Raw genomic sequence first — 16,930 nt, 5'->3', positions numbered from 1 at the left:
ATCTGGATTATGAAAATTAGAAGTATATAAATTTTTTATAAGGAAAAATTAGCTGATGTGGGAGAATCCTTTTATAACGGGATTATTAGAGGGAAGAGTTATTAATTATCGACCATTGTGTTATATTTTATAACATGTCATGTTATTTACCTATTGCTAATTTTTAGTTTTTTAACTTATACTTTAGAAAGTTAGAATTATATGAGTAAAATGTTATAATTAAGACACTATATTAGAAAGTAGGATTAAGATGAAGTATTTTAAATGGTTATCTTTAACGTTAGTTGTCATGCTGTTAACAATGATTGGAGCACCAGCCTTGGCGCAACAAGTTGCAGCTCAAAATGACGAACCTACCTATGTGATTGCAACAGATACTACCTTTGCTCCTTTTGAGTACCAAGATGAGAAGGGTGATTTTGTTGGCATTGATATGGATTTAATCGCAGCTATTGCTGACGACCAAGGATTTAAGTATGAAATTCGTCCATTAGGCTTTAATGCGGCCCTACAAGCTGTCGAAAGTGGTCAAGTTGACGGTATGATTGCGGGGATGAGTATTACTGATGCCCGTCGTGAAACCTTTGATTTTTCTGATACGTATTTTTCAGCGGGCGTTCAATTTGCCGTATTGGATGATAGTGAGTTCCAGTCTTTAGAAGATTTAGCTGGTGAGAATGTAGCGGTTAAAACCGGGACGCAAGGGATGGCGGTTGCTGAGTCTGTTGCTGATGACTATGGTTTTACCCTTACAGCTTTTGAAGACTCGGTGAATATGTATGAAGATTTATTAGCGGGTAACTCGGTGGCGGTCATTGAAGATTATCCGGTTATGGCTTATGCGGCTGAAACAGGTGGGATTCCATTACGCTTTATTGGTGAACAAATGGAAGTGGCTGATTATGGCTTTGCTGTAAAAAAAGGTGATAATTCAGAACTAATTGACATGTTTAACGCCGGTTTAAGTAACCTTCAAGCTTCAGGTGAGTATGATGCGATTATAGCGGCACATTTAGGTGAAAATGATTTAGTAACAGAGGAAACAGTGTCTGAATCGGATGTAGTAGCAGTTGACGAATCGGATGAGACGGTCGTTGTGGCTGACCCAGATACAACGTATGTGATTGGTACGGATACAACGTTTGCTCCTTTTGAATTCCAAGATGAAGCAGGTAATTATGTTGGGATTGATATGGATTTATTAGCTGCCATCGCTCAAAACCAAGGCTTTAATTATGAGCTACGTCCGTTAGGGTTTAATCCTGCTTTACAAGCTGTTGAAGCAGGACAAGTAGATGGTATGATTGCGGGGATGAGTATTACTGATGCTCGTCGGGAAAGCTTTGATTTTTCTGATACGTACTTCTCTGCTGGGGTCCAATTTGCTGTTTTAGATGATAGTGAATTCCAAACCTTAGAAGATTTAGAGGGCGAAAATGTTGCGGTTAAGACGGGGACACAAGGAATGGCTGTTGCTGAATCCTTAGCGGATGACTATGGCTTTACTATTACCATCTTCGAAGATTCAGTGAATATGTATGAAGACTTACAAGCGGGTAATTCGGTGGCTGTTATAGAAGATTATCCGGTTATGGCTTATGCGGCCGAAACAGGTGGGATCCCATTACGTTTTATTGGTGAACAAATGGAAGTGGCTGATTATGGATTTGCGGTTCAAAAAGGCCAAAATGGTGATTTATTAGCGTTGTTCAATCAAGGATTAGCCAACTTGAAAGAATCTGGTGAATATGATGCAATTGTTGCTGGTTACTTAGGTGAAGGTAGTAATGAATCAACAATGTCTTCTGATACAGCTGAGGTAGTGGCTGACCCAGATACAACGTATGTGATTGGTACGGATACAACATTTGCTCCTTTTGAATTCCAAGATGAAGCAGGTAATTATGTTGGGATTGATATGGATTTATTGGCTGCTATTGCTGAAGACCAAGGTTTTGAGTATGAAATTCGTCCGTTAGGGTTTAATGCTGCTTTACAAGCTGTTGAAGCAGGACAAGTAGATGGTATGATTGCGGGGATGAGTATTACTGATGCTCGTCGGGAAAGTTTTGATTTTTCTGATACGTATTTTTCAGCGGGCGTTCAATTTGCTGTTTTAGATGATAGTGAATTCCAAACCTTAGAAGATTTAGAAGGCGAAAATGTTGCGGTTAAGACGGGGACACAAGGAATGGCTGTTGCTGAATCCTTAGCGGATGACTATGGGTTTACTATTACCATCTTCGAAGATTCAGTGAATATGTATGAAGACTTACAAGCGAGTAATTCGGTGGCTGTTATAGAAGATTATCCGGTTATGGCCTATGCGGCTGAAACAGGTGGGATCCCATTACGTTTTATTGGTGAACAAATGGAAGTAGCTGATTATGGTTTTGCGGTTCAAAAAGGCCAAAACAGTGATCTATTAGCATTATTCAATCAAGGGTTGAGTAATTTACAAGCATCAGGAGAATATGATGCGATTATTGCTAATTATTTGGGAGAAGATACAACGGCATCAACTTCAATGACAGATGCAACAACTGTTATTGCTGATCCAGCTATAACTTATGTGATTGGTACAGATACAACATTTGCACCGTTTGAATTTCAAGATGAGAATGGTGATTATGTTGGGATTGATATGGATTTATTGGCTGCTATTGCTGAAGACCAAGGTTTTGAGTATGAAATTCGTCCGTTAGGGTTTAATGCTGCTTTACAAGCTGTTGAAGCAGGACAAGTAGATGGTATGATTGCGGGGATGAGTATTACTGATGCTCGTCGGGAAAGTTTTGATTTTTCTGATACGTATTTTTCAGCGGGCGTTCAATTTGCTGTTTTAGATGATAGTGAATTCCAAACCTTAGAAGATTTAGAAGGCGAAAATGTTGCGGTTAAGACGGGGACACAAGGAATGGCTGTTGCTGAATCCTTAGCGGATGACTATGGGTTTACTATTACCATCTTCGAAGATTCAGTGAATATGTATGAAGACTTACAAGCGAGTAATTCGGTGGCTGTTATAGAAGATTATCCGGTTATGGCTTATGCGGCTGAAACAGGTGGGATCCCATTACGTTTTATTGGTGAACAATTAGAAGTAGCTGACTATGGTTTTGCGGTTCAAAAAGGCCAAAACAGTGATCTATTGACTTTATTCAATCAAGGGTTGAGTAATATTCAGGCTTCAGGAGAATACGATGACATTGTCGAAACTTATTTAGGTGAGTCTGAAGAAGAAGCGGAATTAGTTGAGGAAACAACCCAATCCACCAATCAATTTGTTAGTTTGATTCAAGAAAATGGGAAAGCCTTAATGAATGGATTATGGACGACCTTGTGGGTGACGCTCGTTTCATTCGCCATAGCTGCCGTTCTTGGTGTTGTGATTGGATTAATGCGGACATCAGATAATTTAATTTTATCCATAATTGCTCAAATCTATATTGATATTATGCGTGGTATGCCATTAATTGTATTAGCGTTCTTTATCTACTTTGGTTTCCCACAATTGACCGGATTACAATTCGGTGCTTATACTGCTGGAATAACCACTTTAAGTTTAAATGCGGCTGCTTATATAGCCGAGATTGTACGCGGGGGTATTAATGCCGTTGATATTGGCCAAGCTGAAGCTGCACGTAGTCTAGGTTTGAACCAAAGTAAGACAATGAGACGCGTTATTTTACCACAAGCCTTCAGAATTATGATTCCATCTTTCATCAATCAATTTGTTATTACCTTGAAAGATACTTCAATTTTATCCGTCATTGGTTTAGTGGAATTAACCCAAACCGGGCGTATAATCATTGCACGTACTTATCAATCAGGTGCTATGTGGTTAATCATTGGCTTAATGTATATCATCCTAATTACGATATTAACTAAGATTTCAAATAGACTTGAAAAGGAGCTGTAATCAATGGCAATCGTACAAGTTAATGGATTAAAGAAAAGTTTTGGTAGCAATGAAGTATTAAAAGGGATTGATTTACAGGTTTCTTCAGGTGAAGTTGTATGTATTATTGGACCATCCGGCTCTGGGAAATCAACTTTATTACGTTGCCTTAACCGTTTAGAAAAAATCGATGGCGGAAGTGTCATTATCAACAATGTTGATATTAATCAAAAAGATATTAATATCAATAAAGTGCGTGAGAATATTGGCATGGTATTTCAACATTTCAACTTGTTCCCTCATTTAAATGTCAGAGAAAATATCACATTGGCTCCAGTTGAGTTAGGGATTTTATCGAAAGATGAAGCGGATAAAAAAGCATTAGATTTACTTAATCAAGTTGGGTTATCTGAAAAGATTAATGCTTATCCAAATTCATTGTCTGGTGGGCAAAAACAACGGGTGGCGATTGCTAGAGCCCTTGCAATGGATCCTGATATTATGTTGTTTGATGAACCAACATCCGCTCTTGATCCTGAAATGGTTGGGGATGTGCTGAATGTAATGAAAGATTTAGCAGCCCAAGGGATGACCATGGTCGTTGTAACGCATGAGATGGGATTTGCTCGCGAAGTAGGGGACCGGGTTGTATTTATGGATGGTGGCTATATTGTAGAAGTTGATACGCCTGACAATATCTTTAATTCGCCTAAAGAAGAACGGACTAAATCATTCTTGGATAAAGTCTTGGTTTAAGCTGATAAAATTTGAAGTGCATGAATAAAAATAAAAAGTAAGAAACTCGGGTATATAGAGTTTCTTGCTTTTTTTGTATGAGTTGATAATGAGAAAAGAGCAGCTATAGAGTAAAGTTTAGCGTGTGAAAAGCAGGGATATTTATTAGGGGTGTGACTAGGTAAAAGATTTTGTGTTACCGCTAACATTTTTAACGAAAGCGATTGCATAATTATTAATTTGAGTTATAATAGAGGTGTAAATTGTTTTAGTCATAAAATTTAAGGAGGAGTTTTAATGTCAAAATGGGTTAAAAAGTTGGCAAAAGTCACTTTAGCAACCAGTTTGTTTGCTACTATCGGAGGATTAACGGTGGACGCCGCATCTGACGATCCAAATGCCTTTACACTTTATTCAAATAAAAGCGAGACTCAAGAAGCCTTAACGAATTATGCAGCTGCATGGGGCGAAGCAAATGGTGTGGATGTGACCATCAAAGTGTGTTCAGGTGCCTGTTCATTAGGTGACCAACTAAAAGCTGATTTTACCGCCGGAGAAGGTCCAGACGTATTTGTTATTGAAGGACAAAGTGGCTATGATTTATGGGCAGATATGTTGCAACCCATTTCTGGTGATTGGGTAGACCAAACTGAATTTGAATTTATCCAAAATGACGAAGTCTATGGCTTCCCGGTATCTGTTGAAGGTTATGGTTTAGCTTATAATGCTGATTTACTGGCTGAAGCTGGTATTGATCCTGAAACATTAAACTCGTTTGAAGCTGTAGCGGCAGCGTTTGCTGATTTAGATGCGCGTAAAGATGAATTAGGCTTAACTTCTGTTGTGGCGAATGCAACCATGGAAGGTGAAACTTGGATTATGGGTAACCATGACTTTAATGCTTACCTCGGAAACTTATTACCAAATGGTGACCGTACCGTAACTGAACAAGTGGTTGCGGGTGAAACAGATGCTGATCGTATGGCTGGTTATGCTGACTGGGTTGAATTGTTATTTAATTATACGGATCCTCAAATGTTAACGGTTGGTACACAAGATGATATGGATATTGCCTTTGCTTCTGGTCAAACAGCCTTTTTACACCAAGGTAACTGGAAAGATCCTAACTTAGCGCAATTAGAAGCTGATTTTGCCATGGGCTTCATTCCTTATCAAACATCACATGAAGAAAATGCCGACGGCTTGTTCATTGGAGCTCCTTCTTACTATGTAGTCAACAATGAAACAGGTGCTTTAGATTCAATTAATAAATTCTTTGAAGACATGGTTTCAACACCTGAAGGTCAAGATTTCATGGTTAACCAAGCAAATATGATCTCGGCTTTCTCTACAACTGAAGAAACACCAGCTGCACCATTATCTGCTTTCTTAGCTGATTGGATTTCGGCTGAGAAACCTGTGTATTCATTTGATAATACCTACTTTATGCCAGATGGCTTTGGTATGAATAACTTAGGGCCAATCTATGGACAATTTGCACAAGGTAATGTAGATAAGGCACAATTTATTGAATTAATGACAGCAGAAATTGCTAAAGTTCCTGAATTATTAGGCAACTAGTTAATTAGATAAATAAAAAAAGCAGCTAACTGGTTTCTAGTTCAGCTGCTTTTTATTTTAGAGAGGAAGAATTCCATGGCAACACAAGCACCTAAAAAATTCAATCGTTCGCGACGTGATTCGCGAAACTTTTTCTTCTTAGTTGCCCCAGCGGTCTTTATTTTTCTATTAGTCATTGCGATTCCTTTTTTTCTAGGGGTATATTATTCGTTTACGGATTGGGGCGGAGTGACGCAATCAGAAACAAATTTTGTTGGCTTTAAAAATTATATTCAAAGTTTTAACGATACACGATTTCAGTATTCTCTGATGATTACGGTTATTTTTGCCATCATTAATGTCATTGTTATTAATTTTGTGTCGTTTGGCTTGGCTATGCTGGTTTCGAGTAAAATTAAGGGTCGTAATTTATATCGGGCGGGCTTTTTCATTCCCAACTTAATTGGTGGATTGGTCCTTGGTTACATTTGGCAATTTATTTATAATCAGGTCTTTCCAGCTTTTGGTGAACTGATCGGCAGTGAATGGCTGATGACGAATTTGTTCCTAGGAAAACCGAATTTGGCCTTGTCGGCTTTAGTCATAACCAATACGTGGCAGTATGCGGGTTATATTATGATGATTTATTTTGCGGGTCTACAAGCTGTACCTGAATCCTTATATGAGTCAGCTTCTTTAGATGGGGCGAATTGGTGGTCAAAACTGCGTCATATTACTATTCCGATGGTGATGCCTGCCTTTACGGTTTCACTTTTCCTGACAATAAATAACTCCTTTAAAATCTACGATGTGAACGTTTCGCTAACTGGAGGCGGACCGTCAATTATGTGGGAAGGTCAAGCGATTAAGGGAACGGAGTTTATTACCATGAATATTTATAATACAGCGTCGGTTGAAAACCAGTTAGCACGTGGGCAAGCCCGAGCAGTTATTTTATTCGTGATATTAGTCGTAATTAGTTTAACGCAAACAACCATTACGAAACGGCAGGAGGTTGAAATGTAATGAAAGCACGTAAAAGAGGCTTACTTATTTTAGAAATTGTAGCAATTTTACTTTTCATCCTCGTTATTAGTCCATTTATTTTGATTGTGATTAATTCAGCCAAATCATCCAGAGATATATTATTAAATCCTTTATCGTTGCCGCAGGATTGGGGCGTCTTTATTGATAATGTGGTGTCGATTTGGAATAATCCGTCGATCAATTATCGGGAGAGTTTTATATCTTCAGTTATCATTACCGTTGTGTCGTTGCTGATAATTACCATTGTATCGTCTTTAGCCGCTTGGGGTTTAGTGCGCCGCAAAACCAAATTATCGAATGCTATCTTTTTAATGTTTGTGGCTTCAATGGTTATTCCTTTCCAAGTAGTTATGTATCCTTTGATTTCTTGGTTCAGGTTCTTGCAAGAAAACGTGACTCAACCTTTATTTGGTTTTAGTTTGTTGCGATCCTATTGGGGTGTGTTTCTAGCCTATGCCGGCTTTGGGATGGGAATGTCCGTATTTATGTTCCATGGTTTTATTAAAGGGGTTCCTGTGGAAATTGAGGAAGCGGCTGAAATTGATGGGGCTAATAAGTTGCAAACCTTTGTGTATGTCGTTTTGCCTTTGTTAAAACCAATTACCGTTACGATTTTGATTTTAAATGGTATTTGGATTTGGAATGACTACTTACTTCCTTTGTTACTTTTGGGTGTAGGAAACGATATTCAAACCTTGCCTATTGCAGTAGCCAACTTTGCTGGCTCCTACACAAGGCAGTGGGATATGATACTAACGTCTTCCTTGATGGTTATAGCACCGGTGATTATTATCTTCTTATTTGCACAAAAGCAGATTATGCGGGGAATGGTTGAAGGGGCTATTAAGTAGGTTTGTGGTGTAATGAGGAATGAAGGTGGGGAGTTGGTTCCTCTTTTTGGAAAAATAAGAATGAAAATCCCTAGTGTAAGTGGGAAGTGAAGAATCGTTATTTCTCACTTACGTAGGCGCACACATATTGGAGCAGTTGTTGTGAGCGTGATGGTGGGCGCACACATATCGGAGCAGTTGATGTGAGCGTGATGGTGGGCGCACACATATTGGAGCAGTTGTTGTGAGCGTGATGGTGAGCGCACACATATTCGTGCTGTTGATGTGAGCGTGAAACTAAACGGGAAATGTGTGACCATTAAATAAACTACAAATCAGGCTATTCGGTCATGAAATTAGGTATTTGGTGACCGATTAGCTTTATTTGGCGTTCGCTCTCGAATCACCCGCCAAACGGGAAGTGGGAAGTGACGGACCGTCCTATTGTCACTCAGATTTCTCTACATGACAATAAAGCCTCCCATTGTCACTCAAATTTTTTCTTATGACAATAAGCCGTCCCATTGTCACTCAGATTTTTCTACATGACAATAAACTCGTCAATTAAAGATAACCCGCCAAATGGAACAAGATAAGTTCTTCAACTTATGCTTACTTTGGTTTATAACAAGAGGGTATTTTAACATCGCCACTATATTTAATTGCTGGAGAAGTGATACACTAGCTCCACCAACAATAAGCAATATTTATCTGCTACAATGCTGTAGTTTAAATCATTCGGTTCTTCGTAAGTGAGAAATGAAGGTTCTTCACTTCCCACTTAGCCTGAGTAGCGGATGCACCTCCAAACCGCCAGAGAACAACTTGAGAGGCGGATTGGCCCTCCAAACCGCCAGAGAGAAGTCTGAGAGGCGGATTGGCCCTCCAAACCGCCAGAGAGAAGTCTGAGAGGCGGATTGGCACCCCCAACCGCCAGAGGAAATCCTGAGAGGCGGATGGGACACCCAATCCGCCTTTAAACAAGCTGAGTGGCGGTTAGGAGAAAAAAAGGTGACTTGTCAATTTGACGGTCTTTCACTTCCCAGTTACCCAAACGGCGACTCATTTGGCGTTCGCCCCGTTGGCTAGGAAGAACATAAGCTTCGCCACCGTAAACAGGAAGTGATAGGTCGTCTTTCAATGCTCATTTAAGTTATTGTCACATGGAAATATCTGAGTGACTATAACGTTTTCTCCTTTACCACTTACTTTTTTATCCAGAATTTGGACAGAATCAGCTATTCTGTCCTTTTTTACTTGTTTTGGACAGATTAAGGCTATTCTGTCTTTTGCTACCCGAGCAGATGACAGATTAAGGCTATTCTGTCTTTTGCTACCCGAGCAGATGACAGATTAAGGCTATTCTGTCTTTTGCTACTCGAGTAGATGACAGATTAGCTTTATTCGGTCACGAAAATGAGTCAGTAGATGACCAATTAGCTTTACTTAACGTCCACTCACTTCCCGCTTACCCCCTAGTTAGTTCCTAATTCGATAAAAAAGCTCGTGAACCCAATGGACTCACGAGCTTTTATCTACTTGTATAAACCACTTTTATTAGGGGCTAGGTTTTCTGTTCATAACGAATTCGATCAATAAAAGTTCGATCGGTCATTCTGTTCCAATCAAAGCTATGAAGTTGAGTGGCGTTTACACGGCTTTAACTTTATATCCTTCAAGCGATATATATCCCATAAAACCATTTCCACCATTGGTAATTGGGCAGAAAATTTTACATAATTATACGATGTAAAATCAAGTTTTATTACTGTGTTAAGCTATTTCAATACATCCCCTGAACAAAATCATGCTATTATGAACTCAAATCGAAAAAATGTCTATGTTGCTTGCTTTACAGCCATCCACAGCCGCAGACCAAACACAATCAAGCTAACTCATATCACTGCAAACAAGAAACATAGGAGGCTTCCAATGAAAAATACCGAAGAAAAATTAAATAAAGTCTATGATAAATATCAAGCAAAAATGAAATCATCTGGGATGGCATTCTTAGTTGAAGATGCTACAGGAAATTTCAAATGGCAAAGAGAAACTGGTGATTTAGTAGATAATCAACCATTTGCTATCGCCAGTGTAACAAAATTATATGCGACTACCATTATGTTGAAACTTGTTGATCAAGGTCAAATTGCTTTAGACGATAGGCTGAACAACTATTTACCAGCATCAATGCTAGCAGGCATTCACATTTATAAAGGAACAGATTACTCCAATTATTTAACGCTGAGACATTTATTAACACAGACCAGCGGTTTACCCGATTATTTCACGGAAAGCACGAAAGACCAACAATCGACTATGCAACGTTTTTCGCAAGATCCCGTCGTGACTTTTGAAGAAAATTTAGCGATTACCAAACAACTGAAACCACATTTCGCCCCCGACACCAAGGGGAAAGCCTATTATTCCGACATCAATTTTGACCTTCTAGAACCATTGATTGTTACCCTTACAAACGCTAGTGTGGCTGAAAACTATCAAAAGTACATTTTTCAGCCGCTTCAACTACAGGACACTTATGTTTACACCCCCGGCATGCCATACGATTTTCCAGGCTTTTGGATGAAAGGCCAAACCTATAAAGTCCCGAATTCATTAGGTGCCTGGCCAACTTCAGGTAGCCTTATTTCTACTAAAACTGATATGATGGTTTTTTTGAAAGCCTTCTGGACAGGCCAATTATTTGATGCTAAACATTATCCTACTATGAAACAATATAACAGCATTCAATTCTACCCCTTAAAATACGGACTCGGCCACATGCGATTCAAATCCTTTGGAGCCCCCGAAATCATCGGCCATTCTGGGTCAACCGGCGTCCTCTGTTACTATTGCCCCAAATACGACGTATTCATTACCGGTTGTACCAATGAAGTCAACGAAGCCAAAGGCATCCGCATCGTCCTACAACTAGCCAATTCCTTTAAATAAATATCCCTGCCAACACCTCTGTTCGTTTAATTAACGCATGGAGGTGTTCTTACTCCGTTTCATTGATACGAGCCTTTACACGGGTAACTACTTCATCAAGCGTATAACAACTATCACTTGTTTCTGCTGCTTCATCTAATGTATCTTCAATTGAATCATCTATTGTTCGTCTACCATCTAAAATCTCCAATCTTACGATTTACTTAAAATATCAGCCTAAAGTCTCTCATGAAAAATTAATTTTCAGGTTATATTGAACGTGAAAATATGTATGGGAGTGATTACTATGAGTTGGCAATTGGTTTTTAATGATTTGAAACGAAATAAGACCATAAATATTGGATTGCTACTGTTAATGGTTTTCTCAGCTACTTTAGCCATTTTGTCCGTTATTATGACTGTTCAAACACTCCGTTCAATTGATCAACTCTATCAAATTGCTCAACCTCCACATTTTTTACAAATGCACAAAGGGGATATCGATGAGATTGCCATTGATGAATTTATGCAGGATTCACCCAATGTGACAGACTATCAAATTGTAAAAATGATAAATATTTATGGGGAAGACATCCAAATTTCTAAAGCCAATCAAACCTTTGATTTATCTGAAAGTCAGTTAGATTTAGGTTTTGTTAAGCAAAATCCAGAGAAGGATTTATTGCTAAATGGACAACATGAAAAAATCATACTTAGTCAAGGACAAATTGGTGTACCGATTATTTTGAAAGATAGCTATGATCTAACAATTGGCGATACTTTAACTTTATATGATACGTATGATTTCGTTATTTCAGACTTTGTTGTAGATGCCCAAATGAATTCGACCTTAGCTTCATCTACTCGTTTCCTGCTGAGTGATGATGATTTTAACCTGCTTGAAGATAAAATGGGCGAAAACGAATTTATCATTGAAACTTATTTCACATCTAGTGATGATGCATCCGCTTTTCAAACGACTTATGAAAATGCCGGATTGGCGCAAAATGGTCAAGCGGTGACCTATCGGATGATGTTCATTTTAAGTGCGTTTATTGATATGGTGACGGTTTTTGTTATCTTGTTAGTTAGTATTTTAGCTTTGATTGTCGCCTTTATTTGTATGCGATTCACCATACTAGCGTCGATAGAGGAAGAAATTCGTGAAATAGGCATACTAAAGGCCATTGGTTTTTCATTTCACGACATCAGGGATATTTATTTAAATAAATATCGCTTAATAGCGGTTATTGCCGTGTCCTTAGGCTATCTTTTAGCGTTTGGGTTTAGTGGATTTACAACGAATCACATAACAGCGACTTTCGGGGAAGTGCCGGTAGCTGTGTCAACCTATCTGATTGCGATAGCGATTGCAGCTTTAGTTTACTTGCTCATTATTCTATATAGTAAACGTGTGCTTAAATCATTGAAAGGCATAAGTGTCGTGGACGCTTTAAATGGCAAAAATCAAGATCAGTCTGATAGTCATGATGGCTTGTATCGAACGCAATCGATGAATATTAATTGGATACTTGGACTAAGAGAAATACGGTATAAGAAAAAAGATTGGGCGATTGTGTTTGCTGTGACCATGATTGCCATGGTCATAATTTTAGTACCGGTTAATTTGTTGAATACTTTGCAGTCACCTGAATTTGTGTCTTATATGGGCAGTTCACAAAAGGATATGTTGATTGAGATTGCCAATGGTGATTCAGTTGAAGCGTCTTATCAACAGGTGAAAGCTATACTTGATCAAGATGATTCAATAGAATTTTACCAAGAGGAACGACGTGTACGAGTTCAAACCTTTGATGTAACGAATGAGCTGATGAATTTAACGATTGATAGTGGGCAAAATGCCGGAAGTGGACTACAGTATTTGGAAGGCAGAGCTCCCATCGAAGCGAACGAGATAGCCTTATCTTATTTTAATGAAGACAAAATCGGGAAATCCGTTGGGGATAGTTTGCAGCTAGAATATAACAATACAATCGAAGAGTATATCATTGTAGGTATTTATCAAGATGTCACCAGTGGTGGTTTTACCGCCAAAGCAACCAATGAATTCAACGGTATTCCCTCTGAGAAATATAGTTTTTCAATCGTTGTGCAAGATTGGATTGACCCCACTACCTTAAGTGACTACTGGACGCAAGTGATGGGACCAGAAATTAAAGTTTATCCTATGACGGAATTTATTGATCAAACCTTAGGTGGCGTGTCACAACAATTAAATTCAATGATAGTAGCCGTAGTTGTTATTGCGATTATGATTGTGGTCATATTAATTTCACTGTTTCTAAAACTGCGTTTAGTCAAAGACCACTCACAAACTGCGATTATGAAGGCCATTGGCTTCTCATCTAGAGACATTCAAAAACAATATTTAGTAAAAGTTGGTACGGTGGCTTTGGTCGGAATACTTGCTGGGATAGTGATGAGTCAATTTGGTGGCAATTATTTAGTGAATTTCGGACTAAATATCGCTGGTATAGGAATTAAAGAAGTGCAATTAATTGCAAATAACTATGTTGGTTTTATTGCGGTCCCAGTGGTACTTATTAGCGTGGTCTTTTGTGTAACGCTTATTTCGGTTCAAACTGTTAGAAAACAAGCTATTATGACGCTTATTGCTGAATAAAGGAAGGTGAAACAGATGATGAAAGTATTAGAAGTGAAGCAGCTTACGAAACAATTTGGAGAAACAAGGGTGCTTAAGAACATTGATTTAAGTGTCAATAAAGGTGAATTTGTCGTTATTATGGGACAATCGGGTTCAGGAAAATCAACACTATTACATCTATTAAGTGGTATGGATCAAACAACTTCAGGCAGTGTCATCGTTTCTGGTGAAGATATTTCACAAGCAGATGAAAGCTATATGAGTCAATTCCGTTTAAATCGTATGGGCTTTATTTTTCAACAATCATACCTGTTAAAGAATTTAACCATTCGCGATAATATTATTTTACCGGGCTTTAAGTCAGCTAAGGTGAGTCGCGAAGAAGTTAATCAAAGAGCAGATGCCATAATGGCAAAAGTAGGCATTGAAAATGTGGCTGCCAATGACATCAAAAAAGTCTCAGGAGGGCAATTGCAGCGGGCAGCAATTTGTAGAGCGTTAATCAATGAACCTGAAATATTATTTGCTGATGAACCTACGGGTGCTTTAAATAGTCGAGCAACACAAGAGATTCTTGATATATTGACGAACATTAATAAGGAAGGCACAACAATCGTGTTAGTAACTCATGATACAAAGGTAGCTAGTCGGGCGGATCGCATTGTTTATGTTGTCGATGGAAGGGTCAATGATCAATTAGAGTTATCTGCTTATGAAACAAACCAAGATTTAATTAAGCGCGATAAAATAATAAGTAGTTGGTTGGAAGAGCGAGGATTTTAAGCATGAGAAAACAACTCTCGCTTTAGCGGTATTTATATACAATATTCTTTACAAGAAAATGCTATTGAACTATGCTTAAAGTAAAGAAATGAAAAAAATTTAGCTAGGAGATCATCGCATGAAGGTCCACTCTACGAACTATTACAAGACATTTATTGAAATTGCTGAAGATAGCACCATTGAAATAGCAGAAATTCCACCTGAGAAAAAAATAACAACAGTCGCACGTAAAGAATATGATATGATTATAAACCATCCCTATCAGTACACATCTGATGATGTTATTTATGCAACAAAAGCTGCACCTAAAGGCATTTGCCGGGAAGAATTCTTTTCAAAGGGACAAGCTTGTTTTAGGGCTTCGGCTTTGACCAATCGCTATGGCTGGGGTGTGCATAGTGATGAGGCAGGGAAAATTGCTCTATATCCAGTTGAGTCAAAAGAATATCAGCAACTGAAAAATGATACTAATCTTACTCATGTCCGTTCCATGCGTAGAAAGAAAAGTAATTAAGTGACACATTTGATATTGCAACCGCTTAAGATTTATTATAATTAAAGTATATAAGAGAAAGGAAAGAAACAGATATGACTCAAACAGATAATGAAGTAACTTCCATCCGTTTGCGACTTGAACTAATCGACAAGCAATTATCAAAGCACCATCAAATGATGTTGAAACGCTATGGAGAATCATTAACGGGAAATTCTATTATTAGAGATATTGTCATCCCATCGGATATGCCCTTACACCATTTACATTATGCCATCCAAAAGCTATTTGGCTGGCAAAATAGCCATTTGCGTCGTTTTATATTACCAGAAGCTGTTTATCAAGCTTTAACATCGGGAACTGTTAAGGGATGGGTCGAATTAGTAAGTGATGTATTTCAACCGCCTTCTGAAGCTGAAGATAATCTATTTTGGGATGATGACTATGATGGAGGATCTTTCACCAATTGGTTAAAGAAAAGATATCAAGGACCTTATGAATATGAAGGAATTATGGAAGTCCCTTTGGTGGCTAAACAAGATGTAAAAGCCATGATTGACCAATTCCCTATCATTGAAGTGAGAGAATCATTCAAAGAATATTCATCCAGAAAAGCTAAAGATAAAAACGCTAAAGTTAAAACACTTAGAACAGCTCCTTTAATGGAATTGACTTTGAAGGAGTTTCATCAATCCATGCACTTTGAGAGTGGAACGGAAAGTCTTTTGGAAAGATTAATTATTGATCAGGTCTTAGCCTATTCAGATGAAACAATTAATGGTAAAAATCTTTTCCCACTAACTCAGGAATTATTTTATCAGTATGATTTTGGTGATAATTGGATAGTCAAAATGACTAAACATAGCAATTATGCTGATTTACTTGAAGAGAACTTAATTAGTGAAGAAGAAATAGCAGCCGCAGAACAAACTGTTAAAAATAAGTGGTTATCTGTTTGTATTTATAAACAAGGCTTGTCAGTGATGGATGATGTCGGTGGTTTATCAGGCTATGCTGATTTTTTGGCGACACTCTATGAAAGTAAAGATAGGGCAGAAGTGGCTGAAAATCGTACTTGGGCAAAAAGTATGGGCTGGAGTGATAAAAAAGTATCCCATTCCAAGATGCTCTAACAGCCATTGCTATATGTCAGTTATTTCTCGACCATTTGGGAATCCCAACATACATCAGTTTATTTCTCCCAGACTATATAAGGAGGCTAATTTTCTATGATCATGGACAAGCTCAATGATATTACCAACTCCTACCAAAAAGATTCTACTACTTATCTTCTTAGCCAATTTTTTCAAGAACATATCCATGAGATACCTTACTTGACCATTGGTGAAATTGCTCAGCGAACGCATATTTCTAAAAGTCAAATCTCTAAATATGTCCGACACCTAGACTATAAAGATTATATCGATTTTAAGGATGCATGTATGAACTACATTACTTCTCTCGAACGACGTCAAAACCCATTTGAACGTCATGATTCATTTGAAGTAAATGCAGAGATATTTAATAAGGAGTTTTTTAATCAAATTAACTATTCAATGACGCATATAGATAATAAAAATATTAATCGTTTAATTCAGCAAATTAATCAAGCTAAAACAGTCTATTTATATGGACAAGGGGATGCGCGATTTCTGTGTTACCAGATTCAAACGGAGTTGCAAATATTAAATAAACATGCGATTGTAAGTGATTCGGACTTTAATTTAAACTATAACATTGCTCCTGATGACTTATTTATACTACTGAGCATCAACGGTAATACCTTTAAATACAATCATAATATCGTTAGACGACTGGATGCTGTGACAGCACAACGATGGCTCGTCACCAGTAAAGATAGGTTAAATTTTAATGGCAATCAATTGATTTTTCCTGTTGAAGATAATAGGTACAGTGAGTATCTTTTTAAGTATATGATTGACTTGTTATTATTAAATATAAAACGTGTTCAAGACTAATTAGCAAGGAAGTTTCTTAATTTGAAACTTCCTTTTTGATTTGCC

At 37.9% G+C, this 16,930-nt stretch carries 12 protein-coding genes; 11 read left to right on the top strand and 1 reads right to left on the bottom strand.

Annotation, left to right across the window (positions count from 1 at the left end; translation table 11 throughout):
• The first annotated feature begins 250 nt into the window (after positions 1-250).
• From NRE15_RS04540 to NRE15_RS04515, 6 genes are all read left to right on the top strand, one after another.
• Positions 251-3,922 (top strand): ABC transporter substrate-binding protein/permease, encoded by a 3,672-nt coding sequence (locus NRE15_RS04540; protein WP_313794415.1) that lies wholly within the window; start codon positions 251-253, stop codon positions 3,920-3,922.
• Between the two features lie 3 nt (positions 3,923-3,925).
• Positions 3,926-4,657 carry an amino acid ABC transporter ATP-binding protein gene (locus NRE15_RS04535; protein ID WP_313794414.1) on the top strand — a complete coding sequence of 244 codons (732 nt, stop codon included), beginning with the start codon at positions 3,926-3,928 and terminating at the stop codon, positions 4,655-4,657.
• Between the two features lie 276 nt (positions 4,658-4,933).
• Complete coding sequence (locus NRE15_RS04530) at positions 4,934-6,217, top strand: ABC transporter substrate-binding protein (protein ID WP_313794413.1); 1,284 nt, start codon at positions 4,934-4,936, stop codon at positions 6,215-6,217.
• 75 nt (positions 6,218-6,292) lie between these two features.
• Positions 6,293-7,222, top strand: coding sequence for a carbohydrate ABC transporter permease (locus NRE15_RS04525; protein ID WP_313794412.1), 930 nt, complete (start codon positions 6,293-6,295; stop codon positions 7,220-7,222).
• Positions 7,222-8,094, top strand: a complete 873-nt coding sequence (locus NRE15_RS04520; protein ID WP_313794411.1) for a carbohydrate ABC transporter permease — start codon at positions 7,222-7,224, stop codon at positions 8,092-8,094. Before NRE15_RS04525 ends, NRE15_RS04520 begins: the two co-directional genes overlap by 1 nt.
• 1,911 nt (positions 8,095-10,005) lie before the next feature.
• Positions 10,006-11,025 (top strand): serine hydrolase domain-containing protein, encoded by a 1,020-nt coding sequence (locus tag NRE15_RS04515; RefSeq protein ID WP_313794410.1) that lies wholly within the window; start codon positions 10,006-10,008, stop codon positions 11,023-11,025.
• A gap of 49 nt (positions 11,026-11,074) precedes the next feature.
• On the opposite strand, the gene NRE15_RS04510 is transcribed toward NRE15_RS04515, so the two are convergent.
• Positions 11,075-11,215 (bottom strand): hypothetical protein, encoded by a 141-nt coding sequence (locus tag NRE15_RS04510; RefSeq protein WP_313794409.1) that lies wholly within the window; start codon positions 11,213-11,215, stop codon positions 11,075-11,077.
• Positions 11,216-11,311: 96 nt separating this feature from the next.
• Between NRE15_RS04510 and NRE15_RS04505 the strand changes: the two genes are divergently transcribed.
• The 5 genes from NRE15_RS04505 (at position 11,312) to NRE15_RS04485 (ending at position 16,885) form a co-directional block, all read left to right on the top strand.
• Positions 11,312-13,648, top strand: coding sequence for an FtsX-like permease family protein (locus NRE15_RS04505; protein ID WP_313794408.1), 2,337 nt, complete (start codon positions 11,312-11,314; stop codon positions 13,646-13,648).
• 15 nt (positions 13,649-13,663) lie between these two features.
• Entirely contained in the window at positions 13,664-14,413 is a 750-nt protein-coding gene (locus tag NRE15_RS04500) for an ABC transporter ATP-binding protein (protein WP_313794407.1), read from the top strand.
• 118 nt (positions 14,414-14,531) lie between these two features.
• A complete protein-coding gene (locus NRE15_RS04495) occupies positions 14,532-14,927 on the top strand; it encodes a DUF6157 family protein (RefSeq protein ID WP_313794406.1) in 396 nt (131 codons plus the stop codon).
• Positions 14,928-15,001: 74 nt separating this feature from the next.
• A complete protein-coding gene (locus NRE15_RS04490; RefSeq protein WP_313794405.1) occupies positions 15,002-16,039 on the top strand; it encodes an IS1096 element passenger TnpR family protein in 1,038 nt (345 codons plus the stop codon).
• Between the two features lie 96 nt (positions 16,040-16,135).
• Positions 16,136-16,885, top strand: a complete 750-nt coding sequence (locus NRE15_RS04485; RefSeq protein WP_313794404.1) for a MurR/RpiR family transcriptional regulator — start codon at positions 16,136-16,138, stop codon at positions 16,883-16,885.
• Positions 16,886-16,930: the final 45 nt, after the last annotated feature.

Origin of the sequence: Fundicoccus culcitae (assembly GCF_024661895.1) — a bacterium.
Taxonomy (GTDB): Bacteria; Bacillota; Bacilli; order Lactobacillales; family Aerococcaceae; genus Fundicoccus_A; species Fundicoccus_A culcitae.
The sequence above is the reverse complement of the archived record's forward strand: the minus strand, read 5'-3'. Positions and strand labels throughout refer to the sequence as shown.